The sequence below is a fragment of the Limobrevibacterium gyesilva genome, assembly GCF_025989185.1.
In the GTDB taxonomy this organism is placed as follows: domain Bacteria; phylum Pseudomonadota; class Alphaproteobacteria; order Acetobacterales; family Acetobacteraceae; genus Limobrevibacterium; species Limobrevibacterium gyesilva.
This window is the reverse complement of sequence record NZ_JAPDNT010000033.1, coordinates 15,078-41,625: the sequence shown is the minus strand read 5'-3', so window position 1 is coordinate 41,625 and position 26,548 is coordinate 15,078. Positions and strand designations below refer to the sequence as shown.

25 protein-coding genes are annotated in these 26,548 nt (G+C 71.3%); 19 read left to right on the top strand and 6 right to left on the bottom strand.

Annotated features, from left to right (window positions below):
• The 4 genes from OL599_RS22190 to OL599_RS22175 form a co-directional block, all read left to right on the top strand.
• A partial coding sequence (locus tag OL599_RS22190; RefSeq protein WP_264716214.1) for an orotidine 5'-phosphate decarboxylase / HUMPS family protein occupies positions 1-339 on the top strand: 339 nt, incomplete at its 5' end.
• Between the two features lie 12 nt (positions 340-351).
• Positions 352-975 carry a phosphoribosylanthranilate isomerase gene (locus tag OL599_RS22185; protein ID WP_264716213.1) on the top strand — a complete coding sequence of 208 codons (624 nt, stop codon included), beginning with the start codon at positions 352-354 and terminating at the stop codon, positions 973-975.
• Entirely contained in the window at positions 972-1,517 is a 546-nt protein-coding gene (locus OL599_RS22180) for a GNAT family N-acetyltransferase (RefSeq protein ID WP_264716212.1), read from the top strand. The genes OL599_RS22185 and OL599_RS22180 overlap by 4 nt, the downstream gene beginning before the upstream one ends.
• 32 nt (positions 1,518-1,549) lie before the next feature.
• Complete coding sequence (locus OL599_RS22175; RefSeq protein WP_264716211.1) at positions 1,550-2,452, top strand: DMT family transporter; 903 nt, start codon at positions 1,550-1,552, stop codon at positions 2,450-2,452.
• Positions 2,453-2,485: 33 nt separating this feature from the next.
• Here the strand turns inward: OL599_RS22175 and rnd are convergent, their stop codons facing one another.
• Positions 2,486-3,667, bottom strand: a complete 1,182-nt coding sequence (rnd, locus tag OL599_RS22170; RefSeq protein ID WP_264716210.1) for a ribonuclease D — start codon at positions 3,665-3,667, stop codon at positions 2,486-2,488.
• A gap of 137 nt (positions 3,668-3,804) precedes the next feature.
• On the opposite strand from rnd, the gene aspS reads away from it, so the two are divergent.
• Together aspS and OL599_RS22160 are read left to right on the top strand one after the other, a co-directional pair.
• Positions 3,805-5,592: an aspartate--tRNA ligase gene (gene aspS, locus OL599_RS22165; protein ID WP_264716209.1), complete on the top strand. Its 1,788-nt coding sequence runs from the start codon at positions 3,805-3,807 to the stop codon at positions 5,590-5,592.
• A 94-nt stretch (positions 5,593-5,686) separates the two neighbouring features.
• Entirely contained in the window at positions 5,687-7,078 is a 1,392-nt protein-coding gene (locus tag OL599_RS22160; RefSeq protein ID WP_264716208.1) for a carbohydrate porin, read from the top strand.
• A gap of 14 nt (positions 7,079-7,092) precedes the next feature.
• On the opposite strand, the gene OL599_RS22155 is transcribed toward OL599_RS22160, so the two are convergent.
• Positions 7,093-7,281 (bottom strand): hypothetical protein, encoded by a 189-nt coding sequence (locus OL599_RS22155; RefSeq protein WP_264716207.1) that lies wholly within the window; start codon positions 7,279-7,281, stop codon positions 7,093-7,095.
• A 625-nt stretch (positions 7,282-7,906) separates the two neighbouring features.
• On the opposite strand from OL599_RS22155, the gene OL599_RS22150 reads away from it, so the two are divergent.
• The 4 genes from OL599_RS22150 to OL599_RS22135 all read left to right on the top strand — a co-directional run bounded on the left by OL599_RS22150 (position 7,907) and on the right by OL599_RS22135 (position 12,330).
• Positions 7,907-9,547, top strand: coding sequence for an NRAMP family divalent metal transporter (locus OL599_RS22150; RefSeq protein WP_264716206.1), 1,641 nt, complete (start codon positions 7,907-7,909; stop codon positions 9,545-9,547).
• Between the two features lie 19 nt (positions 9,548-9,566).
• Positions 9,567-9,704 (top strand): hypothetical protein, encoded by a 138-nt coding sequence (locus tag OL599_RS22145; RefSeq protein WP_264716205.1) that lies wholly within the window; start codon positions 9,567-9,569, stop codon positions 9,702-9,704.
• Positions 9,705-9,759: 55 nt separating this feature from the next.
• Entirely contained in the window at positions 9,760-11,466 is a 1,707-nt protein-coding gene (locus OL599_RS22140) for a Na/Pi cotransporter family protein (protein ID WP_264716204.1), read from the top strand.
• 66 nt (positions 11,467-11,532) lie between these two features.
• A complete protein-coding gene (locus OL599_RS22135; RefSeq protein WP_264716203.1) occupies positions 11,533-12,330 on the top strand; it encodes a cell envelope integrity EipB family protein in 798 nt (265 codons plus the stop codon).
• Between the two features lie 2 nt (positions 12,331-12,332).
• On the opposite strand, the gene OL599_RS22130 is transcribed toward OL599_RS22135, so the two are convergent.
• Positions 12,333-13,052 (bottom strand): class I SAM-dependent methyltransferase, encoded by a 720-nt coding sequence (locus OL599_RS22130; protein WP_264716202.1) that lies wholly within the window; start codon positions 13,050-13,052, stop codon positions 12,333-12,335.
• 137 nt (positions 13,053-13,189) lie between these two features.
• Here OL599_RS22130 and gloB point away from each other — a divergent pair, with 137 nt between their 5' ends.
• The 7 genes from gloB to OL599_RS22095 all read left to right on the top strand — a co-directional run bounded on the left by gloB (position 13,190) and on the right by OL599_RS22095 (position 20,305).
• On the top strand, positions 13,190-13,912 hold the full coding sequence (gloB, locus tag OL599_RS22125) for a hydroxyacylglutathione hydrolase (protein WP_264716201.1): 723 nt from the start codon (positions 13,190-13,192) through the stop codon (positions 13,910-13,912).
• 17 nt (positions 13,913-13,929) lie between these two features.
• Positions 13,930-14,532 (top strand): glutathione S-transferase N-terminal domain-containing protein, encoded by a 603-nt coding sequence (locus OL599_RS22120; protein WP_264716200.1) that lies wholly within the window; start codon positions 13,930-13,932, stop codon positions 14,530-14,532.
• The gene (locus OL599_RS22115) at positions 14,533-14,982 is read left to right on the top strand and encodes a cupin domain-containing protein (protein ID WP_264716199.1); all 450 of its coding nucleotides are present in this window, start codon (positions 14,533-14,535) and stop codon (positions 14,980-14,982) included.
• Positions 14,983-15,069: 87 nt separating this feature from the next.
• The gene (locus OL599_RS22110; protein WP_264716215.1) at positions 15,070-17,502 is read left to right on the top strand and encodes an FtsK/SpoIIIE family DNA translocase; all 2,433 of its coding nucleotides are present in this window, start codon (positions 15,070-15,072) and stop codon (positions 17,500-17,502) included.
• A gap of 86 nt (positions 17,503-17,588) precedes the next feature.
• A complete protein-coding gene (locus tag OL599_RS22105) occupies positions 17,589-18,764 on the top strand; it encodes a multidrug effflux MFS transporter (protein WP_264716198.1) in 1,176 nt (391 codons plus the stop codon).
• A gap of 37 nt (positions 18,765-18,801) precedes the next feature.
• Positions 18,802-19,545, top strand: coding sequence for a gamma-glutamyl-gamma-aminobutyrate hydrolase family protein (locus OL599_RS22100; RefSeq protein ID WP_264716197.1), 744 nt, complete (start codon positions 18,802-18,804; stop codon positions 19,543-19,545).
• Position 19,546: 1 nt separating this feature from the next.
• The gene (locus OL599_RS22095; protein ID WP_264716196.1) at positions 19,547-20,305 is read left to right on the top strand and encodes a short-chain dehydrogenase/reductase; all 759 of its coding nucleotides are present in this window, start codon (positions 19,547-19,549) and stop codon (positions 20,303-20,305) included.
• A 23-nt stretch (positions 20,306-20,328) separates the two neighbouring features.
• Here OL599_RS22095 and OL599_RS22090 read toward each other — a convergent pair whose 3' ends face one another.
• Together OL599_RS22090 and OL599_RS22085 are read right to left on the bottom strand one after the other, a co-directional pair.
• Positions 20,329-21,474 carry a DegT/DnrJ/EryC1/StrS family aminotransferase gene (locus tag OL599_RS22090; RefSeq protein ID WP_264716195.1) on the bottom strand — a complete coding sequence of 382 codons (1,146 nt, stop codon included), beginning with the start codon at positions 21,472-21,474 and terminating at the stop codon, positions 20,329-20,331.
• Between the two features lie 12 nt (positions 21,475-21,486).
• The gene (locus OL599_RS22085) at positions 21,487-23,388 is read right to left on the bottom strand and encodes a polysaccharide biosynthesis protein (protein WP_264716193.1); all 1,902 of its coding nucleotides are present in this window, start codon (positions 23,386-23,388) and stop codon (positions 21,487-21,489) included.
• Positions 23,389-23,504: 116 nt separating this feature from the next.
• Here OL599_RS22085 and OL599_RS22080 point away from each other — a divergent pair, with 116 nt between their 5' ends.
• On the top strand, positions 23,505-24,557 hold the full coding sequence (locus OL599_RS22080; protein ID WP_264716192.1) for a glycosyltransferase family 4 protein: 1,053 nt from the start codon (positions 23,505-23,507) through the stop codon (positions 24,555-24,557).
• On the opposite strand, the gene OL599_RS22075 is transcribed toward OL599_RS22080, so the two are convergent.
• The gene (locus OL599_RS22075; protein ID WP_264716191.1) at positions 24,483-25,802 is read right to left on the bottom strand and encodes an MFS transporter; all 1,320 of its coding nucleotides are present in this window, start codon (positions 25,800-25,802) and stop codon (positions 24,483-24,485) included. The two genes, OL599_RS22080 and OL599_RS22075, sit on opposite strands and share 75 nt — an antisense overlap.
• A gap of 66 nt (positions 25,803-25,868) precedes the next feature.
• On the opposite strand from OL599_RS22075, the gene OL599_RS22070 reads away from it, so the two are divergent.
• Complete coding sequence (locus OL599_RS22070; protein WP_264716190.1) at positions 25,869-26,531, top strand: hypothetical protein; 663 nt, start codon at positions 25,869-25,871, stop codon at positions 26,529-26,531.
• Positions 26,532-26,548: the final 17 nt, after the last annotated feature.

The following is a 26,548-nucleotide window of genomic DNA, read 5'->3' as shown; positions in this document are numbered from 1 at the left end:
ACCAGCCTGGACGCCGAGGCGCTGCACGCCACCGGCGTGGCCGGTGGGCCACGCCAGCAGGTGCTGCGGCTGGCCCGCCTCGCCGTGGCGGCCGGCGCCGACGGCCTGGTGTGCAGCGCGCACGAGGCGGCGATGCTGCGCGAGGCGCTGGGGCCCGAGCCGCTGCTGGTGGTGCCTGGCATCCGCCCCGCCGGCGCCGCCGCAAACGATCAGGCGCGCACGATGACCCCGCGCGCGGCGGCCCAGGCGGGTGCGGACTGGCTGGTGGTGGGGCGCCCGATCACGGCCGCCCCCGATCCCGCCGCCGCCGCCGCCGCCATCGCCGCCGAGATCGCCTGACGGCCTCCTGACATGACCCGGATCAAGATCTGTGGCGTCAACGATCCAGTGGCCTTCGACGCCGCGATCGAGGCCGGCGCCGATTATGTAGGCTTCGTGTTCTTCGCCGCGTCCCCCCGTTCTGTCACGCTGGCGCGGGCGGCGGAGCTGTCGGCGCGTCATCCGGGCGGCCCGTTGCGCGTCGGCCTGTTCGTGAAGCCCGGCGACGACGAGATCGCCGCCGCCCTGGCAGCGGTGAAGCTGGATGTGCTGCAGCTTTACGCCCCCGCCGCGCGGGTCGCCGCATTGCGTGAGCGGTTCGGCGTCCCGGTCTGGCGCGCCGTCGGCATCGCCGCCGCCGCCGACCTGCCGCACGCCGCCGCCGGCGCCGATGGGCTGCTGATCGAGGCCAAGCCGCCCGAAGGTGCCACCCGCCCCGGCGGCAACGCGGTCAGCTTCGACTGGTCGCTGCTGTCCGGCTGGCATGCGCCCTCGCCCTGGGTGCTCGGCGGCGGGCTCACGCCGGACAACGTCGCGGCGGCCATCCGGGCGACGCATGCGCCGACCGTCGACGTCTCCTCCGGCGTCGAGCGCGCGCGCGGCGTGAAGGACCCAGCCCTGATCCGCGCCTTCGTGGCGGCTGCGCGGGCCGCATGACGCCGGTGCTCGCCGTCGCGGCCGATGCCGCCGAACTCGGGCGCATGCATGTGCAGTCGTGGCGCGAGACCTACCCGGGGCTGCTGCCGGACTCGCTGCTCGCCGGCCTCGACCCGGTGCAGCGCGGCGCGCGCTGGGCCGAGATCATTGCCACCGGTTGCCGGCTGTTCGTGGTGCGCGACGCGGCGGGCATCGTCGGTTTCGGCTCGTGCGGCGACCAGCGCGCCGCCGAGCTGCCCTATAGCGGCGAGATCACCGCGCTCTATGTGCTGCGCCGCGCCCAGCGGCAGGGTGTCGGGCGCCGGCTGATGGACGTGCTGGCGCGCGACTTGGCCGCGGCCGGCCACCACTCCGCTGCGCTGTGGGTGATGCACGGCAACGATCCGGCCATCCGCTTCTACACGGCGCTCGGCGGCCGCCCGGTCGCCGAGAAGGACAACAGCCACGACGGCGTGACGACGCGCTCCATCGGCTACGCCTGGGACGACGTGACCCAGCTATTCCACCAGCAGACAGGACAGCCCTGCGCAACGCCCGTATAAACCGCGGCGAAACGCACTCACCAAAGGGCCGAATGGCGCTCTCCTTGTCCGCGCGGCAGCGTGTGCTGTTCGTGATCCTTTGCATCGTCTGGGGCACCACGTGGCTGGCGATGAAGGAAGGCGTCGCCGTGGTGCCGCCGGGCGTGTTCGGCGGTCTCCGCTGGACGGTGGGTGGGGTGGTGCTGCTGGCGTGGCTGCGCAGCCGCGGCGAGTCGATCCGCTTTCCGCTGCGCCTGACCGGGCGGCTGCTGGGCGTGGCCGTGCTGATGATCTCGTTCAACAACCTGGTGATGCTGTATGGCATGCGCTACGTGGGCAGCGGGCTCGCCGCCGTGCTCGCCTCGGCGCTGACTCCCATCGGCCTGCTGGGATTCAGCGTGGTGGCCGGCCAGGAGCGCTATACCCACCGTCAGGCCGGTGCGATCGCGCTGGGCATTGGCGGCCTGCTGCTGCTGTTCGGCCCCAAGGCTGTGGCCGGCCGGCAGGACACGGCGGAGTTGCTGGGCGCCCTCGGCGTCATCGTGGGCTGCCTCGCCTACTGCGCCGGCTCGGTGCTGGCGCGGCCGCTGATGCGCACGCTGCCGCCGGCGCTGATGGCGGCGACCACGAACTTCATGGGCGGCGCCATCCTGCTGGTGCTGTCGATCGCCTTCGAACCCGGCGCCGGCGCGGCGCTTTCCGGAAACTGGGGCATCACCGCCTGGGCCGCCTGGCTCTATCTGCTGCTGCCGGGATCGCTGGGCGCCACCGTGATCTACTTCCTGCTGGTGCGGGACTGGGGCGCCAGCCGCACCGGCACCTATGCCTTCGTCTCGCCCATCATCGCCGTGCTGCTGGGGAGCCTGCTGCTGGGCGAGCGGATGGAGCCGCTGGACGTGGCGGGCATGGCCCTGATGCTGGCGGCGGCCGGGTTGGTGCTGCGGCGGAAGCCATAGGCGGAAGACCGGGGGAAAGCCCTCGCCGCGGCTTCAGGCCCGCAACAATTTCACCCGCCGCCCATCGACGCCCAGCGCGATCTGCCCGGCCTTCAGCGCCAGGGCATCGGCGCCGAACACGTCGTGGCGCCAGCCGTGCACGGCCTGGATGTCCGGCTTGTCCTCGGTGGCGAGGCGGTCGATGTCGTCGCTGCTGGCGACCAGCTTGGCGGCGACGTGGTGTTCCTCGCATTTGGCCGCCAGCAGCACTTTCAGCAGCGACACCAGGGCCGGGGAGGGCTTGGGGCCTTCGCGGTGGCTGGGGGCCGGCGGCAGCGCGTCGTCCGGCAGGGCCTTCGCCGCGGCGATCGCCGCGAGCAGGGAGGCGCCCATGCGGCCGTCGGCGAAGCCGCGGGTGACGCCGCGGGCGCGCGCCAGCTCCTCGATCGTGCCGGGGGCGATGGCGGCGATTTCCAGCAGCGCCTCGTCCTTCAGCATGCGCTGGCGGGGGATGTTGCTGCGCTGGGCCTCGCGTTCGCGCCAGGCGGCGATGGCGCGCAGCACGGCCAGCATGCGGCGGTTGTTGGTGCGCGGGCGCAGCCGCTCCCACATGGAATCGGGGTCGGGCTGGTAGGTGGCGGGGTCGGCCAGCAGGGCCATTTCCTCGGCGACCCATTCCAGCCGGTTGTCCTTCTCCAGCCGGGCCCGCAGCTTCTCGTAGACTTGGCGCAGATGGGTCACGTCGGCGGCGGCATAAGTGATCTGCGCCGCCGACAGCGGCCGGGCCGCCCAGTCGCTGAAGCGGTGCGCCTTGTCGATATGCCCGCCGGTCAGCGAGGAGACCAGCGCGTCATAGCCCACCTGGTCGCCGAAGCCCGCGACCATGGCGGCCACCTGGGTGTCGAACAGGGGCCGGGGCACGTCGCCGAAGCGCTGCACGAAGATCTCGATGTCCTGCCGGCAGGCGTGGAAGACCTTCTCGACGTCGGTATCGGCCAGCAGGGCGCCCAACGGCGCCAGGTCGATCCCGGGCGCCTGCGCGTCGACCACCGCAACCTCGTTGTCGCCGGCGAGCTGGACCACGCACAGCTCGGGCCAATAGGTCCGTTCGCGCATGAATTCGGTATCGACGGTCACGAAGCGCTCGCCGCGAAGGCGGGTGCAGAGGGCGTCGAGGTCGTTGCTGGTGGTGATCAGGGTCGGGGGCGGGAAGTCCGCCCGGTTCGGTTTCGGCATCCCTGGCTTCTACACGCCGGGGGCGGCATTGCGAAGGCGACAACTGCCCCGGTCCATGCGTGTACGGCATGCGCGTGACTTGACACTGGTCTGACCGGGGGGTTGTCTGCCGCGCCTTTCCAGACGGGACCAGCCAGATGCACGCCTATCGCACCCATACCTGCGGCGCGCTGCGCGCCAGCGACGCCGGCCAGCCCGCCCGCCTCTCCGGCTGGGTGCACAGCAAGCGCGATCATGGCGGCCTGCTGTTCATCGACCTGCGCGACCATTACGGCCTCACCCAATGCGTGTTCGCCGCCGGCACCCCGGCCTTCGCGACCGTGGACCGGCTGCGGCCGGAAAGCGTGATCACCGTTACCGGCGCCGTGGTGCGCCGCGAGGGCGTGACCGTGAACCCGCGCCTGCCCACCGGCGAGGTGGAGCTGCAGGCCGCGGACGTGGTGGTGCAGTCCGCCGCCGACGTGCTGCCCATGCAGGTGGCCGGCGACGAGAAGTATCCCGACGAAATCCGGCTGAAATACCGCTTCATCGACCTGCGGCGCGAGAAGATGCAGCGCAACATCATCCTGCGCGCGGGCGTGATCGCCAGCATCCGCCGCCGGATGATCGAGGCCGGCTTCACCGAGTTCCAGACGCCGATCCTGACCGCGTCGAGCCCCGAGGGCGCGCGCGACTTCCTGGTGCCGGCGCGCCTGCACCCCGGCAAGTTCTATGCGCTGCCGCAGGCGCCGCAGCAGTTCAAGCAGCTGATCATGGTGGCGGGCTTCGATCGCTACTTCCAGATCGCCCCGTGCTTCCGCGACGAGGCCAGCCGGGCCGACCGCTCGCCGGGCGAGTTCTACCAGCTCGATTTCGAAATGAGCTACGTCACCCAGGAGGACGTGTTCAACACGATCGAGCCGGTGATCGCCGGCGTGTTCGAGGAATTTGCGGACGGCCGCGCGGTGACGAAGCCGCCATTCCCGCGCATCCCCTACGACACCGCGATGCTGGACTACGGCAGCGACAAGCCGGACCTGCGCAACCCGCTGAAGATCACCGACGTCACCGCGCATTTCGCCGGCTCCGGCTTCGGCCTGTTCGCGAAGATCGCGGCCTCCGGCGGCATCGTGCGCGCCATTCCCGCCCCCGGCACCGCCGGCAGTCCGCGCAGCTTCTTCGACAAGCTGAACGAGTGGGCGCGCGAGCAGGGTGCCGGCGGCCTGGGCTACATCCAGTTCGACGCCGAGGGCCCCAAGGGCCCGATCGCCCGCAACCTCGAGCCGGCGCGCGCCGAGGCGATCCGCGCGGCCTGCGGCCTGCAGGCCGGCGACAGCGTGTTCTTCGCCGCCGGCAAGAAGGACGAGGCGCCGAAATTCGCGGGCGCGGTGCGCACGAAGCTCGGCCAGGACCTGGGCCTGATCAAGCCCGGTGAATTCCGCTTCTGCTGGATCACCGATTTCCCGATGTACGAGCTGAACGAGGAAACCGGTCAGATCGACTTCAGCCACAATCCGTTCAGCATGCCGCAGGGCGAGCTGGAGGCGCTGAACACGCAGGACCCGCTGACCATCAAGGCCTACCAGTACGACATCGTCTGCAACGGCGTGGAACTGTCCTCGGGCGCCATCCGCAACCACCGCCCGGACGTCATGATCCGCGCCTTCGAGATCGCCGGCTACACCGCCGCCGACGTGGAGGCGCGCTTCGGTGGCATGCTCAATGCGTTCCGCTACGGCGCGCCGCCGCATGGCGGCTCCGCCCCCGGCATCGACCGCATCGTCATGCTGCTGGCCGACGAGCCGAACATCCGCGAAGTGATCCTGTTCCCGCTGAACCAGCAGGGCGAGGACCTGATGATGGGCGCGCCCGCCGAGGTTCCGCCGGCGCGGTTGAAGGAGTTGTCGCTGAAGCTGGATCTGCCGCCGCTGGCGAAGAAGGCCTGACGCCCGGGGTAACCTCGCAGTCGGGCACGGATTGATCGCGGACGCGGCGCCGGATCTGCGGGACGGCCTCGCGCACGCCCGCAGGACGGTGCCCATGTTCGTGAGTCCGATACTGCGCCGTGCGGCGCTCGTTGCCGGGTTGTCGCTGCTGGCGGGTGCCGCCGCCGCGCAACCGGCGGATGACGCCAATGACGCCCCCGCGCCGGCGGGGGTCTGGGCCCGGGAGCAGCTGCTCGGCGATCCCGGCGGGCTCCGCTCCCGCCTGGAGGCTGCCGGCGTGACGCTGGGCGTCCAGGACACCAACGAGGTGTGGAGCAACCTGCGCGGCGGGCTGCGCACGGGCACCGTCTATCTCGGCCAGACCCAGATGACCCTCAAAGTCGACACGGGCAGGGCGGGTTTGTGGCAGGGCGGCACGTTCTATGCGAGCGCCTACCAGATCCGCGGCACCGGCCCCTCGGCGCAGCTGGTCGGCAACCTGCAGACCGTCAGCGGCATCGAGGCAACGCGCAGCATCCGGCTCTACGACCTGTGGTATGAGCAGGCACTGGCGGACGGCAGATTGTCGGTGCGGATCGGCCAGATGGGGGCCGACGAGGAATTCATCGTAAGCACCTACGGCGCGGTGTTCCTGAATTCCAGCTTCGGCTTCCCCGCGCTGGCCGCTGTCGACCTGCCGTCGGGCGGGCCAGCCTACCCGCTGGCCACGCCGGGAGTGCGGGTGAAGTTCCGGCCCACGGATGCGCTGACCGTCCTCGCCGCGGTGTTCAACGGCAACCCGGCGGGGGCGGGGGCCGGCGATCCGCAGGCGCGCGACGCCTCCGGCACCGCGTTGCGCGTGGGCGATGGGGCGCTCGCGTTCTTCGAGGCGCAGTACGCACTGAACCAGGGCGAGGGGGCCGAGGGGCTGCCCGGCACGTATCGCGTCGGCGCCTGGTACAACTCGCTCAGCTTCCCGAGCCAGCGCTCCGCCAGCAACGGCGTGTCGCTGGCCAGCCCGGGCAGCAACGGCATTCCGCGCGGCCTGCACGGCAACTACAGCCTGTACGCCGTGGCCGATCAGATGGTCTGGCGCAAGCCGGGCACCAAGGACGAGGGCATCGGCCTGTTCGCGCGGGTCATGGGCGCCCCCGGCGACCGCAACCTGTCGGATTTCTACGTCAACGGCGGCGCCACCTGGAAAGGCGCCATTCCCGGCCGCGCGGACGACACGATCGGCCTCGGCGTCGCCTATCTGCGCATCGGCGGAGCGGCGCGCGGGCTGGATCAGGACACCGCGTTGTTCAGCGGGGCGCCATTCCCGGTGCGCAGCAACGAGACGGTGATCGAGGCGACCTACCAGATGCAGCTGGCGGGCTGGTGGCAGCTGCAGCCGGACGTCCAGTACGTCATGCGGCCCGGCGGCAAGGTGCCCAACCCCAACAACCCGGCGCAGGTGCTGAAGAATGCGGTGGTGATCGGGCTGCGGAGCGTGGTCACGTTCTGAACGGCGCTCCGGGTTCAGCGATGTTTGGTGGCGTCGCTGCCGGAAGCGTTGCCGCCGTCATGCCCGGCGGAGTCGCTCCCGCCCATGCCTCCGGAATCATGCCCACCCATGTCGCCGCCGCCGGCCGCATGTACGGCCGGCGCCATGGCCGCGCAGAGGAAGGCGGCGATGGCAAGCCAACGTGCGAAAACGATCACGCGCATATGCGATCCTCCGTTGCCGTGTGCCCGGCTCCGCCGCCCCCGGAGATCCATCCGGATAGACGCCGGCGGGCCGCCCTCTATTCCGAATTGTTGCAAGCTCTTGATCCAAGGGGGTCGAAGGGTATATGCGCGGGGATGAAGTGGCCGCGCAGCCCTCGGGCCTGCCCGGCCGCGTCTCGGCGGACGCCGAATGCGCCCGCCGGTGTGGCAACCGCAGACAGGGATCACATGAAACCGCGATCTAGCAGCCAGCCCACGGAGAGCCATAGTAGGCGCGCCGCGCCTGCCGTGACGATCCTGCCGGGCTGTTCCGTTGCTCGGGACGTGCATGTGACCGCCATGGGGACAGCGACACGCTGAGCCCGTAGCGGCCAGGCCTCCCGAGCTTGAGCAGATGAGCTTGAGCAGAAGGAGGCGCCGATGGCCGCCTTTCTCAACACGACCGCCGCAATGGCGGTCCGGTATCGCTGTCCGTCCGGCCCGTCCGGACGGCTGACTCAGCGCGTGCGGGCATCGGCCCGCGATTGGGACGTCGTTCCCCCGGAACCTGCTGGCCTGGCCCCGAGTTGACGCGGCGCGTTGCCCGCGAAGCCCGATTTCCAGGCCGATTGCAGGAACGACCCGCATGAGCACTTTCATTCCCCCGAAGACCGCCGCGCGCACCGCTGTGCTCGATTCCGCCCATATCGGCGACATCCGCGGCGCGCTGGGTACTATCCGCCACAACGACCACGGCCCCCGCAACAGCTGGAAGCACCGGCTGCGCACGCTGCTGGCCATCGTCGGCCCCGGCCTGATCGTGATGGTTGGCGACAACGACGCCGGCGCCTTCGCCACCTACTCCCAGGCCGGCCAGGACTACGGCACCGCCCTGCTATGGACGCTGCTGCTGCTGATCCCGGTGCTGTACGTGAACCAGGAAATGGTGCTGCGCCTGGGCGCGGTCGCCGGCGTCGGCCATGCGCGCCTGATCCTGGAGCGCTTCGGCAAGTTCTGGGGCGCGTTCAGCGTGATCGACCTGTTCATCCTGAACGGGCTGACCATCGTCACCGAGTTCATCGGCATCAGCCTGGCACTGGACTATCTCGGCGTCTCCAAGCTCGTCGGCGTCGGCGTGGCCGCGGCGCTGACCATCCTCGCCGCCAGCACCGGCGATTTCCGCCGTTTCGAGCGCTTTGCCCTGGCGCTGGTGCTGGGCAGCCTGCTGCTGGTGCCGGTGTTCGTGGTGGCGCACCCGCCGATGGGCCAGGTCGCGCGCGATTTCTTCATCCCGCAACTGCCCGCGGGCAAGCTGTCGGACATCATGCTGCTGGTCATCGCCATCGTCGGGACGACGATCGCGCCGTGGCAGCTGTTCTTCCAGCAGAGCTACGTCATCGACAAGCGCATCACCCCGCGCTTCATGGCCTACGAGAAGGTCGATCTGGGCCTGGGCATCGTCTTCGTGATCGTGGGCGCGGCGGCGATGATCGCGATCGCCGCGGCGACGTTCGCGGGCACGCCCGAGTTCGGCCAGTTCAGCGATGCCGGCGGCGTGGCGTCGGGGCTGGAGCGGTACGTGGGCCAGGTGCCGGCGGTGCTGTTCGCGCTGGCGCTGATGGATGCCAGCATCATCGGCGCCGCAGCGGTGTCGCTGTCCACCGCCTATGCCATCGGCGACGTGCTGTCGCTGCGGCACTCCTTGCACCGCAAGCCCACCGACGCCGTCGGGTTCTACCTGGTCTATATCGGCCTGATCGCCGGGGCCGCCGCGCTGGTGCTGATCCCGGACGCGCCGCTGGGGCTGATCACCGTGGCCGTGCAGACGCTGGCCGGCGTGCTGCTGCCCAGCGCCACGGTGTTCCTGCTGCTGCTGTGCAACGACCACGCGGTGCTGGGCCCATGGGTCAACGGCAAGTGGCTGAACCTGTTCACCGGGGCGGTGATCGCGGTGCTGGTGCTGCTGTCGGTGGTGCTCACGGCGTCGGTGCTGTTTCCCGACATCACCGAGGCGCAGATCCTGTGGATCATGGGCGGGGGAGGGGTGCTGGCCGTGATCGGCGCCGGGGTGACCCTGCTGCTCAACCGGCGCGAGGCGGCGCAGGACGGCGGCGCGGTGCCTCGCGCGCTGCGCGCGGCCTGGCGCATGCCGCCGCTGGACGAACTGGTGCCGGCGCGCATCTCGGCGTCCAGCCGCGTGTGGATGATGGTGTTGCGCCTCTACCTCGTGCTGGCTTGCGCGATGGTGGTCGTGCGTGTCGTGCAACTGGCGCTTGGCCAGGGTTAAGGAAAAAGGGGGACTGATCATGCTGCGTTGCATTGCCGCCTTCTTCGCTGTCGGCCGCGTCCGCCTGGCGCCGGAACTGTGGTGTCGGTCCTCCATCCTGCTGGCGCTGCGCGACGCCCGCGCAGCGCAAGGCCGGGCGGCAGGCTGGCACAGCTGAGCAAAGCCGCGCATGCTCGATCGTTCCGGACCTGCGGGCGGAGGATGCGCGGCCGATGTCGGTGACCCGTCTTCTCGTTGAGTTGATCGGCCATGTCGTGCTGCTGCTGTGGGGCGCGCGCATGGTGCAGACCGGTATCGTCCGCGCCTTCGGCTCCGACCTGCGCCGCCTGCTGGGCAAGGGCCTGTCCAACCGGCTGGTGGCGCTGTTGTCCGGCATGGTGGTGACCGCGCTTTTGCAAAGCAGCACCGCCACTGCGCTGATGGTCACGTCGTTCGCCGCCGGGGGGCTGGTGGCGCTGGTGCCGGCGCTGGCGGTGATGCTGGGGGCCAATGTCGGCACCGCGCTGATCGTGAAGGCGTTGACCTTCGATGTGGCCTGGATCTCGCCGATCCTGCTGATCGCCGGCTACGCCGCCTTCAAGCGCGGCGGCGCCGGCGGCCACCGGGGCGGGACCAAGAACAGTCGGGTGCAGAATATCGGCCGGGTCTGCATGGGGCTGGGCCTGATGCTGCTGGCCCTGCGCCTGCTGGTGGAATCCATGCAGCCCGCCGAGGCCGCGCCGCTGCTGCGCCAGCTGCTGGGGGTGCTGACCGGCGAGCCGCTGCTGGACGTGATCCTGGCGGCGGCCCTGACCTTCGCCGCCCATTCCAGCGTGGCGGTGGTGCTGATGATCGTGCCGCTGGCCGCGACCGGGGTGGTGACCCCCGTGGCCGCCTTCGCGCTGGTGCTCGGCGCCAATCTCGGCTCCACCATCCCGCCGGTGCTGGCCGCCGGCAGCGACCCGGCGGCGCGGCGGCTGCCGCTGGGCAACCTTGCTTTTCGCGCCCTCGGTTGCCTTGTCGCGTTGCCGCTGCTGCATCCGCTGGCCGACCTGTTCGCGCGGCTGACCCCCTATCCCGGCGCGCAGGCGGTGGATTTCCACATCGGCTTCAACCTGGTGCTGGCGGTGGCCCTGGTCGGGCTGCTGGACCCGGCGGCAAAGCTGCTGACCCGCCTGCTGCCCGCGGCGGCGACTCCGGACGACCCGGCGCGGCCGCGATACCTCAATGAGGCGGCGCTCGACACGCCCTACCTCGCCTTGTCGAATGCCGCCCGCGAAACCCTGCGCATGGGCGACCTGATCGAGGCAATGCTGCGCCGCTTCCTTGAAGGCATCACGGCGAACGACCGGGGCGCGATCGACGACGTGGTGCGGCTGGGCAAGGCGCGGGATCGGCTGGAGGACGCGGTCAGGACCTACATGGCCCGCATCTCCGCCGAGGACATGACCGAGCGCGATGCCGTGCGCCGTCAGGAGATCCTGGATTTCGTCGTCAATCTCGGCCATGCCGGCGGCATCGTCGAGCGCAGCCTGACCGAGCTGGCGCGCCGCAAGGCCAAGCGCCAGGTCAGCTTCACCGCCGAGGACCGGGCCGATCTGGCGGCCTTTCACGCCAACGTGCTGGAGGACCTGCGGCTGGCGCTGTCCACCTTCATGGCCGAGGACCCGCGCGGCGCCCGCCAGCTTCTGGACGCCAAGCGGCGGCTCAGCGAGCTGGAGCGCACCGCCACCCGCGCGCACCTGGCGCGGCTGGAACCGTCCCGCCCGGACGCGCTGGAAGGCAGCTCGCTGCATCTGGCCGCGTTGCGCGACCTGAAGCGGATCAATTCACATCTCTCGGCGATCGGCTACGCGGTGCTTGAACAGGGACCCGATCCGGCCCACGCAGGGCCCGAACCCGACATGGCCGACCCGGCCCCGGGTCGGGACGACGGCTGATCGCTGCTGGCGCAGCGGCGCCGGTGTTCTTATGTGTATCCGCCAGATCTTGGGAGACTCCGCAGCATGCGCCTGCGCCATCTTGCCGTTCCCTTCGCCGTTGCGTGGGGCATGCTGTCGACCGCCCTCGCTCCGGCGGCCGCGGCGGCCGACCTTGCGGCGCACCGCGCGCTCTATGCCCTGACCCTGCAATCCGCCCGCGGCGACGTCATCGCCGCCGACGGCACCATGGCCTTCGAGGTGCTGGACGCCTGCGAAGGCTGGGCGGTGCGCCAGCGGCTGTCGATGACGCTGACCAACCGCGACGGCCAGGACATCGAGATGGTGTCGGACTATACCACCTTCGAAAGCAAGGACGGGCTGCGCCTGCGCTTCCGCATGCGCCAGACCACCGACCAGGCGGTGACTTCGGACGTGGCCGGCGACGCCACGCTGGAGCGGGTGGGCGGCCCGGGCGTCGCGCACTACACGGTGCCCGAGGACACCACCCGGCCGCTGCCCGAGGGCACCCTGTTCCCGATGGCCCACACCGCGGCGATCCTGGACGCGGCGAAGGCGGGCAAGAAGTTCCTGGCCTTGCCGCTGTTCGACGGCACCGGGGCCGAGGGCGCGCAGGACAGCTCAATCGCCATCACCAGCTGGGTCGGGCCGGCGGAGAGCAAATGGCCCGAGCTTGCGAAGCTTCCGAGCGGGCGCGTGCACGTGGCGTTCTTCGACCGCTCCTCCGCCAGCCAGCAGCCCGATTACGAAGTCGGCATGCGCTACTGGGAGAACGGCGTGGCCGACGACCTGACGATGGATTTCGGTGACTTCGTGATGACCGGCAAGCTGAAGGAGTTCACCCTCCTCCACGGCGGCTGCTGACGTCAGGTGTTGACCGCCAGCACCTTGCGCCGGTGCGGCAGGGCCCTGACCGGGACCACGCCGTAGAGATCCTTGGTCGCTTCGGTGATCGTGACGCCGGCGAATTGCGGCAGCAGCGCGCGGCCGGCCCGCTCCCACAGCCGGGCGCTGCGCACCACCAGGCGCAGCCGGGTGGGCGGCATGTACAGCGCGGTGTCGCGCCGCTCGACGCGGAACATCGCCGCGGCCAGCAGCCGGCCGATCTGGCCGGGCGAATAGGGCTGGCCCTGGCCGAACGGCGTGCTCTCCACATGCGCCCACATGCCGCGGCGGTTCGGCGCCACCACCAGCAGGCGGCCGTCGTCCTTCATTACGCGCCAGACCTCGCGCAGCATCCGCCGCGCGTTCTCGGCGGCCTCCAGCCCGTGCACCAGCAGGATCCGGTCGAAGCACAGATCGGGGAAGGGCAGCGCGTCCTCCTCCGCCGTGCAGGACAGGTTGGCGGCCCCCGGCGGCCAGCGCGCCGCGCCGATCTGGGCGGGCATCAGGGCGACGCAGCGGCCGGCCTGCTCGCGCCAGAGCCGCAGATACGGTCCCGCATAGCCCAGCCCCAGCACGGACTGGCCCGCAAGCGAGGGCCAGAGCGCCTGCAGACGCTGGCGCACAAGGTGGCCCGCCATCGCTCCCTGCCGGGTGATGTAGAAATCGGCCGCCGCGTGGGTGCCCGTCACCATGGCGCCCATATACCACGGCTGCGGGTCCGCCCTATGGTGGCATCGCGCCGTGCCTCCGCAGCGACATGCGCGCTCCGGTCGTCATCGCCTGGCGACGGTATCGCTTCGCGGTTTGCCAGTTCCCCACCCGATGGTAAAGCGGTCCCATGATCACAGCACAGTCCGTTCCCATTCTGTCCGACAACTACGCCTGGCTGCTGCGTTGCAGCACCACCGGCGCGACGGCGATCGTGGATCCGGCCGAGATCGCGCCGGTCGTCGCCGCGATCGATGCCGCCGGCGGCCGGCTGGACCTGATCCTGCTGACCCACCACCACGACGACCACATCGCCGGCACCGACGCCATCCGTGCCCGCTATGGCGCCAAGGTCGTGGGTGCCACCGCCGACGCGCACCGCCTGCCCCGGCTCGACGTCGCGGTGGCGGAAGGTGACAGCGTGACCCTGGGCGAAGGCACGGCGCGGGTGTTCGACACGCCCGGCCACACGCGCGGCCATATCGCCTACCATTTCGGCGACGGCGGCGTGCTGCTGTGCGGCGACACGCTGTTCAGCCTGGGATGCGGCCGCCTGCTGGAAGGCACGGCAGCCGAGATGTTCTCGAGCCTGCGCAAGCTGTCTTCGCTGGGGCCGGACACGCTGGTCTGCTGCGGCCACGAATATACCGAAAGCAACGCCCGCTTCGCCCTGCACGCCGACCCGCAGAACGCGGCGCTGCAGGCCTATGCCCAGGGGGTGAAGGCGTTGCGCGCCGCCGGCAAGCCGACCGTGCCCAGCCGCATGGCCGACGAGCTGGCCTGCAATCCGTTCGTGCGCGCCCCCGACGTGGCCACGCTCGCCGACCTGCGCGCGCGCAAAGACAAGTTCTGAGGGAAGGACCCCCACACGTGAAGCTGTTCTACTCGCCCACCAGCCCGTACGTCCGCAAGGTGTTGGCCTGCGCCATCAGCCGCGAGATCGACAAGCAGATCGAGCTGGTGCCAACCAACCCGCACCTCTCCCCGGCCGGCCTGCTGGCGGCCAATCCGCTGTCCAAGGTGCCGTGCCTGCTGACCGCGGACGGCGTTGCGCTGTTCGACAGCCCGGTGATCTGCGAATACCTCGACAGCCTCGACGGCGCGCTGCAGCTGTTCCCGCGCGCCGGCGGCCCGCGCTGGCGGGCGCTGAAGCTCCAGGCCATGGCCGACGGGATCCTCGACGCCGCAGTGGGCCGGCGCATGGAGCAGGGCAAGCCGCAGGAGGCCGCCCGCGACGCCACCATGGCCCGGCACAAGGCGGCGGTGGAGCGCACCCTGGCCGAGCTGGAGAAGGAGCCGCCGCACAAGGCGCTGGATATCGGCTCGATCAGCGTCGCCTGCGCGCTCGGCTACCTCGATCTCCGCTTCGGCGCCGAGCCCTGGCGCCCCGCGCATCCGAAACTGGCCGCCTGGTTCGCCGCGTTCTCGGAGAATCCGGGCCTTGCGCGGACCGTGCCCAAAGACCCTGCCTGAATGGATCTGCGCGACCCTTCCGTCCCGGCGGAAGACGTGGTCCGCGCCCTCGGGCTGCAGCCGCATCCCGAGGGCGGTGCCTACCGCGAGACCTGGCGCGACAGCCCCGCCGACGGCAGCCGCGGCGCCGGCACCGCCATCCTGTTCCTGCTCGCCGCCGGCCAGTCCAGCCATTGGCACCGGGTGGACGCCAACGAGCTGTGGATCTGGCAGGCCGGCGCGCCGCTGGTCCTCAGCCTGTCGCCCGACGGCCACGACGAAAGCGCCTGCCGGCTGGGCCCCGACCTCGCCGCCGGCGACTCGCTGCAGCGCCTAGTGCCCAGCCATTGCTGGCAGGCCGCCGCCAGCCTGGGCGGCTGGACGCTGGTGACCTGCACGGTGTCGCCCGCCTTTCACTTCGAGGGTTTCGAGCTGGCGCCACCGGGCTGGCGGCCCTCCCGCCAGGGCTGAGCCGCGCTGCCCCTTCTGCGGTCAGAGGGTTGTAAGGTATAGTTCCTGCCGGGCACGAACATTGCCCGCGATTTGGAGACCTTGCCGATGGCGCTCGCCGCGCAGACTCGACGAAACGCGTCGCCGGGCCTTGCCTCGCCGCAACTGCGGACGCTGATCCGCCGGCGGCTGGCCGAGCTCGGCGCCATCATGCTGGCCCTGGCCGGCCTGACCGTGCTGGTGGCGCTGGCCTCCTACGACGTTCACGACCCGTCGCTGAACACCGCCACCGTGGCGCCCGCCCGCAACCTGGTCGGGCCGATCGGCGCCATCGCCGCGGACCTGTTGCTGCAGGGCTTCGGCGTGGCCGGGATGTTGCCGGGACTGGCGCTGCTGGCATGGGCCTGGCGCATCGGCTCGCATCGTGGCCTCGGCGGCCTGCCGTTGCGCCTCGCGGCGCTGCTGGCCGCCATGCCGGTGCTGGGCGGGGCACTTGCGGGCATTCCCGGCCTGCATGGCGGCGGAGTCGCCTGGCCGACCCAGGCCGGGCTGGGCGGCGCCGGCGGCCTGTTGCTGGCCGACGACACGCTGTCGGCTGGGCGCGACATGCTGGGTCCGTTCGGCGGCCTGGTCGTCTGGGGCCTCGGCACGGTGCTGGCGGTGGTGCTGACCCTGCTGGCGCTGGGCCTGTCCGCCGGCGAATGGCGCGCGGCCGGGCGCGCCGCCCGCGGATCGATGACGCATGGCCGCAGCGCCGCCGGCCTGCTCGGCCGTCTGGCCGGCCGGATCGTTTCCGCCTTCCTGTCGGTGCTGCACCGGCTGAACGGCACCCATCCCGCCAAGGACGCCTGCGAAGCGCCGGAGCCCGAGGCGGAAGACGACCCCCAGCCGCGCCGCGAGCCGCGCCTGGCCCCGGCGCCGCGCGTGGCGGCCCCCGCCGCCGCACCGGCCGTCGCCAAGCCCAAGGTCTCCCCCGCGCCGAAGAAGCCCGCGCCGGTCCGCCAGGACAGCCTGCCGCTGGAAGGCGCCTGGCGCTTCCCGCCGCTGTCGCTGCTGGCGCCGGCGCCGACCCGGTCGAGCATCGGTGCGCCCACCGAGGAAGCGCTGCAGGCCAATGCGCGGCTGCTCGAATCGGTGCTGGCCGATTACGGCGTGCAGGGCCAGATCGTGGAGATCCGGCCCGGCCCCGTGGTGACGCTGTACGAGCTGGAGCCGGCGCCGGGCATCCGCAGCGCCCGCGTGATCGGGCTGGCCGACGACGTGGCGCGCAGCCTGTCCGTCACCGCCGTGCGCATCGCCACCGTGCCCGGCCGCAACGTCATCGGCATCGAGGTGCCGAACGCAAGGCGCGAGACCGTCTATCTGTCCGAACTGCTGTCCTCGGCCGAATGGGAGAAGCACCAGGGCCACGGCCGGCTGGCGCTGGCGCTGGGCAAGGACATCAGCGGCAGCCCGATCATCGCCGACCTCGCGCGCATGCCGCATCTGCTGGTCGCGGGCACCACCGGCTCCGGCAAGTCGGTCGGGATCAACGCGATGATCCTGTCGCTGCTCTACAAGATGTCGCCCGACCAGTGCCGGCTGATCCTGATCGACCCGAAGATGCTGGAACTGTCGGTCTACGAGGGCATTCCGCATCTGATGGCCCCGGTGGTGACCGAGCCGGCCAAGGCGGTGGTGGCGCTGAAATGGACCGTGCGCGAGATGGAGCGGCGCTACCGCGCCATGAGCCAGCTCAGCGTGCGCAACATCGGCGGCTACAACGACCGCGTCGCCGACGCCCGTGCCAAGGGCGAGGTGGTCACCCGCCGCGTGCAGACCGGCTTCGACAGCGAGACCGGCAAGCCGATCTTCGAGGACCAGCCGCTGGCGCTGGAGCCGTTGCCGTTCATCGTCGTGGTGATCGACGAGATGGCCGACCTCATGATGGTCGCCGGCAAGGAGATCGAGGCCGCGGTGCAGCGCCTGGCGCAGATGGCCCGCGCCGCCGGCATCCATGTGGTGATGGCGACCCAGCGCCCGTCGGTGGACGTGATCACCGGCACCATCAAGGCCAACTTCCCCACCCGCATCAGTTTCACCGTCATCAGCAAGTTCGACAGCCGCACCATCCTGGGCGAGCAGGGCGCGGAGCAGCTGCTGGGCCAGGGCGACATGCTGTACATGGCCGGCGGCGGCCGCATCCTGCGCGTGCACGGCCCGTTCGTGTCCGACAAGGAAGTGGAGGAGATCGTCGCGTTCCTGCGCGAACAGGGCGAGCCCGCCTATCTCGAGGAAGTCACCGAAGCGCCGGACGAGGCCGAGGCGTCCGGCATGTCCGGCATCACGGGGGCCAGCGACAGCGAGAAGAGCCTGTTCGACCAGGCGGTGGACGTGGTCTCCCGCGAGGGCAAGGCCAGCACCAGCTTCATCCAGCGCCACCTGCAGATCGGCTACAACCGCGCCGCCCGGCTGATCGAGCAGATGGAAAAGGAAGGCATCGTCGGCCCCGCCAACCACGTGGGCAAGCGCGAGGTGCTGGTGCGGCGAAGCGACGATTGAGCGGGGCGCAACCCTCGCCCGTTCGCTCGAACCGCCACCCCCGATTTTCCCTTCGCACCTGCAGCATTCACTGCGATGCTTGAAGCATGACATTTCCTGCCTGGTTGCCGCTGCTGCTCGGGCTGCTTTCCGCAGTCGGCCCGTTGTCCACCGACATGTACCTGCCGGCGTTTCCGGCCATCGAGGAGGCCCTGGGCGGCCGGCCCGGCACGGCGCAGCTGACGCTGGCCACGTGGTTCGTGGGTCTGGCGATCGGCCAGATCACGCAGGGGACGTTGTCGGACCGCTACGGGCGGCGCTGGCCGCTGATTGTCGGGACCGCGCTGTACACCCTGGCCTCGGTCGGGTGCGCGGTGGCGCCGGACCTGGTGACCTTGTCGGTGCTGCGGCTGTTGTGCGGGTTCGGCGGCTCGGCCGGCATGGTGATCACGCGGGCGATCGTGCGCGACCTCGCCGACGGGCACGCGGCGGCGCGGCTGATGAGCAAGCTGATGCTGGTGATGGGCGCGGCGCCGATCCTGGCGCCCACGTTGGGCGGCGTCGTGCTGATCTTCTCGGGCTGGCAGGCGATCTTCTGGATCTGCGCGGCCTATGGCGGCCTGTGCTGCCTGCTGGTGGCGCTGTTCCTGCCGGAGACGTTGCCGCAGGCGCGGCGGGTGAGGCTGGGCCTGGGCGGGATCATTTCGCGCTATGCCGCCATCTTGCGCGAGCGCGGCTTCATCACCCATGCGCTGATGGGCGGTTTCGCGATGAGCGGCATGTTCGCCTATCTCGGCGGGTCGCCCGGCGTGTTCATCGACCTGTTCCACTTGTCGCCGTCGCTGTACGGCGCCTTGTTCGGCGTCTCGGCGGCCGGGTTCATCGCGGCGTCGCAGATCAATCCGCGCCTGCTGACGCGATTCGGCGCCGAGCGGGTGATGCGCGTCGCCGTGCGGGTGTTCCTGGCGGCGACGGTCGTGCTGACGGCTGTGGCGTTCGTGGGGCCCTGGGGCTGGGTGGCGGTGTGGGCGCCGATCTTCTTCGCCATGAGCAGTCAGGGCTTCCTCATGCCCAACGCCGTGGTGGGCGCGCTGAGCCGCCATGCCGCGAACGCGGGGGCGGCGTCGGCGCTGATGGGCACGATGCAGTTCTGCCTCGGCGCGGTCAGCGGCCTTGCCGTCGGCGTGCTGAGCGACGGCACCGCGCGGCCGATGGCGCTGCTCATGCTCGCAGGTGCCATCGGGGCTGCGATCTGCGATCTGGGCCGTCCCAGGCGGGCGTGATATCGATGCGATCCGAACGAAACAGGATGCGCATTGCATGAGCCTCATCGTCGGCGTTCCCGCCTGTTCCAAGGACATCAACGGCCTGCTGCAGCACGCCACCCCCGCCCGCTACGGCGCCGCGCTGATGGGCGGCGCGGAGGCGATGCCGATCCTGCTGCCGCCGGTGGGCGAGGGCCTGCTGGCGCTGCTCGACCGGCTGGACGGCCTGCTGCTGTCGGGCAGCCCGAGCAATGTCGAGCCGCAGCGTTATGGCGTGGACCAGGACCTGACCCCCGGCAAGCACGACCCGCACCGCGACGGCACCACGCTGCCGCTGGTGCGCGCGGCGCTGGGGCGTGGCATGCCGGTGCTGGCGATCTGCCGCGGCATCCAGGAGCTGAACGTGGCCCTGGGCGGCACCCTGCACCAGAAGGTCCAGGACCTGCCGGGCCGCATGGACCACCGCGCCGGCGAGGGCACGCTGGACCACTGCTTCCGGCTGAAGCACACGGTAACGGTCTCCGGTCATCTGGCCGGCATCGTCGGCGGCACCGAGATCATGGTGAACTCGCTGCACGAGCAGGCGATCGACCGCCCGGCCGACGGCCTGGTGGTGGAAGCCGCCGCCGCCGACGGCACCATCGAGGCAGTGCGCGTGGCCAGTGCGCCAGGCTGGGCCTTCGGCCTGCAGTGGCACCCCGAATGGCACTACCTGACGGATGCGCCGAGCATGAACATCTTCCGCGCGTTCGGCGACGCCTGCCGCGCCTATGCGGCGGGCCTGAAGCAGGCGGCCTGACATGGACCTGCACCTCGCCGGCCGGCGCGCGCTGATCACCGGCGGCTCGAAGGGCATCGGCCGGGCGGTCGCGGAAGCGCTGGCCGGCGAGGGCGTGGACGTGATCCTGGTGGCCCGCGACGCCGCCGTGCTGGCGGAGGCGGCCCAGGTGGTGCGGGCGCGCCGCCAGGTGAATGTCGCCACCATCCCGGCCGATCTGTCGCGCGAGGACGAGGTCGTGCGCGTCGCGCGGGAGGCGGGCGAGATCGACATCCTGGTGAACAACGCCGGCGCGATCCCGCCGGGCACCCTCGCCGCCGTGGACAACGACACCTGGCGGCGGGCCTGGGACCTCAAGGTGTTCGGCTTCATCTCGCTGTGCCGCGCCGTCTATCCGGCGATGGCCGCGCGCGGGTCCGGCGTGATCGTCAATGTCATCGGCGCGGCCGGCGAGAAGCTGCCGGCGAACTACATCGCCGGCTCTGCCGGCAACGCGGCGCTGATGGCGTTCACCAAGGCGCTGGGCCGGGCCAGCCCCGCCGACGGCATCCGCGTCGTTGGCGTCAACCCCGGCTCCACCGCCACGCAGCGGATGGAGATGCTGCTGCGCCACCGCGCGCAGGAGACGCTGGGTGATGCGGCGCGCTGGATGGAGCTGTGCAGGGACATGCCGTTCGGCCGCCCCGGCAAGCCCGAGGAGATCGCCGACGCCGTGGCGTTCCTGGCCAGCCCCCGCTCCGGCTACACCACCGGCACGATCCTGACGGTCGCCGGCGGCTGACCCAGGCCGCCGGGCCGGCGCCGTCAGATGTTGGCCAGCACCGCGTCGCAGATGCGGGAGACGTCTTCCTCGGTCAGGTCCGGATGGATCGGCAGCGCCATGATGCGCGTCGCCAGGTCGTCCGACACCGGCAGGGCGGCGCCGTCATGGGCATCGCGATACGCCGGCTGGCGGTGCAGCGGGCGGGGGTAGTAGATCGCCGACGGCACGCCCGCCGCCTTCATCCCGGCCTGCATGCGGTCGCGCGCGGCGGCGTCGGGCAGCAGAATGGCGTAGATCGCCCAGGCGCTGACGCTGTCCGGCACGCGCGCGGGGATGGTGACGGCGTTGCCGAGGCGCGAGTCGTAGATCTGCGCGATCCGCGCGCGGGCGGCGAGCTCGTCCGCGAACACGGTCATCTTGCTCAGCAGCACGGCGGCCTGGAGCGTGTCCATGCGCCCGTTCATGCCGGTGCGCAGCACTTCGTAGCGTGTGGTGCCTTCGCCGTGCGTGCGCAGGCTGCGATACAGCGTGGCGCGGTCGCTGTTGTCGGTGAACAGCGCACCGCCATCGCCATAGGCGCCCAGCGGCTTGGAGGGGAAGAAGCTGGTGGCCGTCGCGTCCGCGGCGGTGCCGAGCATGCGGCCGTGCAGGCTGGCACCGAAGCTCTGGGCGCAATCGTCGATGGTGAACAGCCCTTCCTGGGCGGCGATCGCAGCCAGCGCCGGCCAGTCGGCGGGCTGGCCGAACAGGTCCACCCCCACCAGCGCACGCGGCCGCAGCCGGCGGCCGGCGCGCACCACGGAGATGCGCGCGCGCAACTGCTCGGGGTCGATCTGGAAGGTGCGGGGATCGACGTCCACGAACACCGGCGTCGCGCCGAGCACCAGCGGCACCTCGGCGGTGGCGGTGTAGGTGAACGCCGGCAGGAACACCGCGTCGCCCGGCCCGATGCCTTCGGCCATCATGGCGATCTGCAGCGCGTCGGTGCCGGAGCTGACGGTGACGCAGTGCTTCGCCCCGCAGAATTTCGCCAGCGTGTCTTCCAGCTCCGCCACTTCGGGGCCGAGGATGAACTGGCAATGGCCGAGCACCGCATCCAGCCGGCGGCGCAGGTCGGCGGCGATGCGCGCCTGCTGGGCCTTGAGGTCGAGGAACGGAACCGGGCGGGCGGTCGGCGAATCGTTCATGTAAGGGTCCTCTCAGGCATGCGCCGAGCCGGCGTTGCCGTCCACGTTATGCTCGAATTCCGGCACCATGCGCCCGAGCTGGTTCAGTGCCAGCCGCACCTGGCCGCCGCGGCAGGACGAGGCGATCTCGTCGATCGCGCGGCCGACGATGGCGGGGTCGGCGGTGCGCGGGGTGGCCATCAGCAGGCCGGGATGGCCGGTGGGCGTGGGCGGTTCCTTGCCGTGGAACAGCTCCTCGAACAGTTTTTCCCCGGGGCGCAGGCCGGTGAAGCGGATCTGCACGTCCACATCCGGCCGCAGCCCGGCGAGGCGGATCATCTGACGGGCGAGGTCGACGATCTTCACCGGCGCGCCCATGTCGAGCACGAAGATGCCGCCGTCGCGCCGCGTGTCGGACGGGTCGGTGCCGACGACGCTGGCCTGCAGCACCAGGCCCACCGCCTCGCGCACCGTCATGAAATAGCGCTGCATGTCCGGGTGCGTCACGGTCAACGGCCCGCCGCGGGCGAGCTGGCGCTGGAACAGCGGCACCACCGAGCCGGTGCTGCCGAGCACGTTGCCGAAGCGCACGGTGATGCAGCGCATGCCGCCGGCGGGGCCGCGGGTGGCGATGTCGAGCGCCTGGCAGTACATCTCGGCCAGCCGCTTGGACGCGCCCATCACGCTGGTCGGATTCACCGCCTTGTCGGTGGAGATCACCACCATCGCCTGCGCGCCCGCGTCCCGCGCCGCGTCGGCCACGGCGCGGGTGCCGGCGGCGTTGGTCAGCAGGCCCTCCAGCGGATTCGACTCGACCACCGGCACGTGCTTGAGGGCGGCGGCGTGGAACACCAGCTCGGGGCGGACCTCGGCCATGACGGCGCGGATGCGCGGCTCGTCGCGGATGTCGGCGATCAGGGCGCGGCGGGGCACCTCCGGGGCGCTCTCGGCCAGTTCCAGGTCGATCTGCCACAGCGCGAATTCGCCGTTGTCCAGCAGCACCAGCAGTTCCGGCCCCAGGGTGGCCACCTGGCGCGCCAGCTCGCTGCCGATGGAGCCGCCGGCCCCGGTCACCAGCACGCGGCGGCCCTGGATCAGCCGGGCCATGCCGGCGCGGTCCAGCGCCACCTGCGGGCGGTTCAACAGGTCCTCGATCGCCACCGGCTTCAGCTCGACGCGGCTGGAGGTGGCGGCGGGATCGAGCGCGGTCGGGCGGGGGGCGCGGAACACGCGCAGGCCCTCGCGGTCGGCCGCTTCCATCAGTGCGGCCAGCGCCGGGCCGGCCAGATCGGATTCGGTGACGACCAGCAGGGACGGCAGGCGGTCCTCGGCGCGCATGCGCGCCAGCACCGCGGGCGCCTCGTCGACCGGGCCGAGGATCGGGTAGCCGTGGATGCGCCGGCCGGTCTGCGCCTGGCCCAGCGACAGCAGGCCGGCCACGTGCCATGGCGCCTCGCGGTCGGCGCTCAGGGCGCGGATGAACAGGTCGGCGCCTTCGCCGGCGCCGACCAGCAGCACGTCCTGCCCGCCTTCGCCGTTGCGGGTGGGGTTCTCCTGCATCAGGCGATAGGCGATGCGCGGCACCGCCAGCAGCACCATCAGCACCAGCGCGTGCACGGCCGGGAAGGCGGGGGTCGCCGGCAGCACGCCGGCTTCGTGCAGCACCACCGGGAACAGCGCCGCGGTGGCGATGCTGGCGGCGGCCACGCCCAGCAGGTCGCCGACGCCGGCGAAGCGCCAGTACTGCTCGGACAGGCGGAACGGGATGCCGGCCAGCAGCAGCGCCACGGCGCCCCAGGGAATGGCCCAGAGCGGCGTGAGCGGATCGCCCGCGGGATTGGCCAGCCACTGCGCCAGCGGCACCGCGGCCGCGGCCAGCAGGCCGTCCAGTCCCGCATTCACGGCGATTCGGGTGAGCGCGCGTCGCGTTGCCATCGCGCTCCTATACCGCAGCCATGCGTCAGCGTCAGTGCCGGTTTCGGCGCATCTGATCAGACCTTGCGTGCGGGGCGGGGCTGGGCGCGACGCGGCAGGACGGCTAAGCAGGCGTCATGACGCTCGCTGCCTTCCTGCGCCACCTGGCATTCTGCGCCGCCCTGGCCGCGATTTCGGCGGTGATGGTGCGGGCGATGATCTCGGCCCGCGTGATGGACGTGCCCAATGCGCGCAAGGCGCACCGCAACCCCACGCCCAAAGGCGGTGGGGTCGGCGTGGTGGTGGCGTTCATGCTGGGCATCGCCGTGCTGTACGGCACCGCCACCTTCTCGCGCATCGCCGATCCGTATTTCCGCGGCGTCATCCTGGCCTCGGCCGCCATTGCCGTGGTCGCTTTCATCGACGACATCCGCGACTGGCCGTTCACGGTGAAGCTGGGCGCGCAATTGCTGGCGGCGCTCGCAGCCGTGGGCAGCGGGCTGTACATCACCGTGTTCCGGCTGCCTTATATCGGGCCGGTGGATATCGGCTGGTGGGGGATTCCCGCGACCGTCGCGTGGATCCTGTTCGCCACCAATGCCATGAACTTCATCGACGGGCTGAACGGGCTGGCCGCCGGCACCGCGCTGGTGGCGTGCATCTTCCTGGCGCTGATCGCCCAGTCGCAGGAAGGGTGGTTCGTCTATTTCGCCGCCCTGCTGCTGGCCTCGGGGCTGGCCGGGTTCCTGCCGTTCAACTTCCCCCGCGCCCGCATCTTCCTGGGCGATGTCGGCAGCCAGTTCTGCGGCTTCGTGCTGGCGGTGCTGGGTGTGGCTGCGGCCCGCTTCGGCGCGGTGGAGATGAGCTTCCTGCTGGTGCCGATGCTGCTGTCGGGCGTGCTGTTCGACGTGGCCTTCACCCTGATCCGCCGGGCGGTGGCCGGCGAGCGCGTCACCCAGGCGCATCGCAGCCACCTCTACCAGGTGGCGCAGCGGGCCGGGATGGACGCCAACGTGGTGGCGATGGTGCATTGGGGTTTCGCCGCCCTGGGCGGGGTGGTGGCGCTGCTGTTCGTGCACGCGCCGCCGGAGCGCAAGCCGATGCTGGCGCTGCTGCTACTGGTGCCGCAGCTGGTCTGGCTGGCCTATGTCGCCTCCCGGGCGCGGCGGGCGAATCTCGGCGCCTGGTGAGGCGACGCCGGCCAGCAGCGCGGCGCCGGCGACCAGGAACAGCGGAATCACGGCCATGCCGGCGCGCTGGCTGTGGAAGGCGGCGGTGACGGCCCCCAGCGCCATTGGTCCCAGGAAGGCCGTGACCCGCCCGGACAGCGCGAACATGCCGAACCAGGCCGCACTCGCGTCCGCCGGCGCCAGGCGGGCCATCAGGCTGCGGCTGGCCGCCTGCGCCGGGCCCACGAAGACGCCCAACCCCAGTCCCAGGGCCCAGAACAGGGTGCGGTCATGCACCAGCAGCACCGCCGTCCCCAGCGCGGCCAGCGCCAGCACCGCCGTCATGATCGTCGTCTTGGCGCCGATCCGGTCTTCCAGAAAGGCGAAGCCGAGCGCGCCCAGCCCCGCCGTCACGTTCAGGCCGATGCCGAAGATCAGCACCTCCTGCGCGTCCATGCCGAACGTGCCTGCGGCATAGATGCCGCCGAAGGCGAACAGGGTGGTCAGCCCGTCCATGTAGAACAGCCGCGCGATCAGGAAGCGGCGCAGATTGGCCTCGCCGGCCAGCGCGCGCAGCACCTCGCGCAGCTCGGCCATGCCCTCGCGGACCGCCTGGCCCCATGGCGCCCTCTGCGCCGTCTCGGGCACGAACACGCTGACCGGCCAGCCGAACACGATCAACCACGCGCCGGCCAGCAGGGCGGTGGCGCGGACATGCTCGGCCTGGGCGCGGTCCAGCCCGAATGGCGGCACCTCGGGCGAGATCAGCAGCACCAGCGACAGGCCCAGGCAGGACAGCCCGCCGGCATAGCCGGCACCCCAGCCCAGCATCGACAACCGGCCGAGATGGCCCGGCGAGGCGAGCCCCGGCAGCATGGCGTTGTAGAACACGGTGGCGACCTCGAACGCCACGGTGGCCGTCACCACCAGGGCCAGCGCCAGCGGCACGTCCTGCGGCACCGGTCGGACGAACCACAGGCACAGCGTGGCCGTGGCCATGATCGCGGTGGCCGCCGCCAGCATCGGCCGCCGCCGCCCGCCGCGGTCGGCCACCGCCCCCAGCGGCACCGACAGCACTGTGATCAGCAGCGCCGCGGCCGTCTGCGCCCCGGCCCAGCCCGCCGCCCCGGACGCCGGATCGGCGGCGACGGCGCGGGTGAAATAGGTGGCGAAGACGAAGGTCGAGACCACCGTCGTGAAGGCGCCATACGCCCAGTCGTACATCACCCAGGCGGCTATGGCCCGCCGCTGTCCCGCAGCCGACATCGGCGCTCCCGCTTCACCGTTGCATCGCCGTGAGGCTATCGTCGCCCCGTGAAGGAGACCAGTGCGATGCCCCGGCTTTGCGTTCCGACCGTCCTGATGGCGCTGCTGCTCGCATGCGGCACGGCCGCCGCCGCCCCGCCGGCGCCGGCCACCCCGCCGGTGGGGCAGAATTCCTCGTTCAACCTCGTGAACCGGTCCAATGCGGCGATCCGTGAGCTGTTCGTGACCGCGGCCGGGAACGCCAACTGGGGCCAGAACCGGCTGGACGGCAAGACCGCGGGCGCCACCAGCATCGCCCCGGGCGCCAGCTTCGCGGTGCGCCGGCGGATCGACACCAACTGCGTCTTCGATCTTCGCGTGGTGTTCGCCGATGGCCGCAGCGAGGAGAAGCGCGGCGTCAACACCTGCGCCGTCGAGGACGTCGTGATCGGCGGCGGCGCGGCCGCGGCCAATCCGGCCACGGGCAAGGCCGCCGACGATCCGTCGTTCAAGCTGTTCAACCGCGCGGCACGGCCGATCACCGAGATTTACGCCGCCCCCGCGGGCCTGGCCAACTGGGGGCAGAACCGGCTCGATAAGACGCCGCTGCCGCCGGACACCGCCCGGCTGATCGCGCTGCCGCGCGACGGCAACTGCATCTACGACCTGCGGGTGGTATTCGCCGACAACAGGGCGATGGAGAAGAAGCGCACGAATCTCTGCCGCGTTCCCGAACTCGCGATCCCGTGAGCGCGGCCCCCGCGAGG

What these genes read in the sequence shown, in the direction of transcription:
- OL599_RS22075 (WP_264716191.1), bottom strand. Translation starts at nt 25,802, where the DNA reads ATGTCGGCTGCGGGACAGCGGCGGGCCATAGCCGCCTGGGTGATGTAC.
- OL599_RS22070 (WP_264716190.1), top strand. Translation starts at nt 25,869, where the DNA reads ATGCCCCGGCTTTGCGTTCCGACCGTCCTGATGGCGCTGCTGCTCGCA.
- rnd (WP_264716210.1), bottom strand. Translation starts at nt 3,667, where the DNA reads ATGCCGAAACCGAACCGGGCGGACTTCCCGCCCCCGACCCTGATCACC.
- OL599_RS22090 (WP_264716195.1), bottom strand. Translation starts at nt 21,474, where the DNA reads ATGAACGATTCGCCGACCGCCCGCCCGGTTCCGTTCCTCGACCTCAAG.
- OL599_RS22115 (WP_264716199.1), top strand. Translation starts at nt 14,533, where the DNA reads ATGGATCTGCGCGACCCTTCCGTCCCGGCGGAAGACGTGGTCCGCGCC.
- OL599_RS22130 (WP_264716202.1), bottom strand. Translation starts at nt 13,052, where the DNA reads ATGGGCGCCATGGTGACGGGCACCCACGCGGCGGCCGATTTCTACATC.
- OL599_RS22180 (WP_264716212.1), top strand. Translation starts at nt 972, where the DNA reads ATGACGCCGGTGCTCGCCGTCGCGGCCGATGCCGCCGAACTCGGGCGC.
- OL599_RS22155 (WP_264716207.1), bottom strand. Translation starts at nt 7,281, where the DNA reads ATGCGCGTGATCGTTTTCGCACGTTGGCTTGCCATCGCCGCCTTCCTC.
- OL599_RS22105 (WP_264716198.1), top strand. Translation starts at nt 17,589, where the DNA reads ATGACATTTCCTGCCTGGTTGCCGCTGCTGCTCGGGCTGCTTTCCGCA.
- aspS (WP_264716209.1), top strand. Translation starts at nt 3,805, where the DNA reads ATGCACGCCTATCGCACCCATACCTGCGGCGCGCTGCGCGCCAGCGAC.
- OL599_RS22175 (WP_264716211.1), top strand. Translation starts at nt 1,550, where the DNA reads ATGGCGCTCTCCTTGTCCGCGCGGCAGCGTGTGCTGTTCGTGATCCTT.
- OL599_RS22095 (WP_264716196.1), top strand. Translation starts at nt 19,547, where the DNA reads ATGGACCTGCACCTCGCCGGCCGGCGCGCGCTGATCACCGGCGGCTCG.
- OL599_RS22140 (WP_264716204.1), top strand. Translation starts at nt 9,760, where the DNA reads ATGTCGGTGACCCGTCTTCTCGTTGAGTTGATCGGCCATGTCGTGCTG.
- OL599_RS22135 (WP_264716203.1), top strand. Translation starts at nt 11,533, where the DNA reads ATGCGCCTGCGCCATCTTGCCGTTCCCTTCGCCGTTGCGTGGGGCATG.
- OL599_RS22160 (WP_264716208.1), top strand. Translation starts at nt 5,687, where the DNA reads ATGTTCGTGAGTCCGATACTGCGCCGTGCGGCGCTCGTTGCCGGGTTG.
- OL599_RS22080 (WP_264716192.1), top strand. Translation starts at nt 23,505, where the DNA reads ATGACGCTCGCTGCCTTCCTGCGCCACCTGGCATTCTGCGCCGCCCTG.
- OL599_RS22145 (WP_264716205.1), top strand. Translation starts at nt 9,567, where the DNA reads ATGCTGCGTTGCATTGCCGCCTTCTTCGCTGTCGGCCGCGTCCGCCTG.
- OL599_RS22085 (WP_264716193.1), bottom strand. Translation starts at nt 23,388, where the DNA reads ATGGCAACGCGACGCGCGCTCACCCGAATCGCCGTGAATGCGGGACTG.
- OL599_RS22100 (WP_264716197.1), top strand. Translation starts at nt 18,802, where the DNA reads ATGAGCCTCATCGTCGGCGTTCCCGCCTGTTCCAAGGACATCAACGGC.
- OL599_RS22185 (WP_264716213.1), top strand. Translation starts at nt 352, where the DNA reads ATGACCCGGATCAAGATCTGTGGCGTCAACGATCCAGTGGCCTTCGAC.
- gloB (WP_264716201.1), top strand. Translation starts at nt 13,190, where the DNA reads ATGATCACAGCACAGTCCGTTCCCATTCTGTCCGACAACTACGCCTGG.
- OL599_RS22110 (WP_264716215.1), top strand. Translation starts at nt 15,070, where the DNA reads ATGGCGCTCGCCGCGCAGACTCGACGAAACGCGTCGCCGGGCCTTGCC.
- OL599_RS22150 (WP_264716206.1), top strand. Translation starts at nt 7,907, where the DNA reads ATGAGCACTTTCATTCCCCCGAAGACCGCCGCGCGCACCGCTGTGCTC.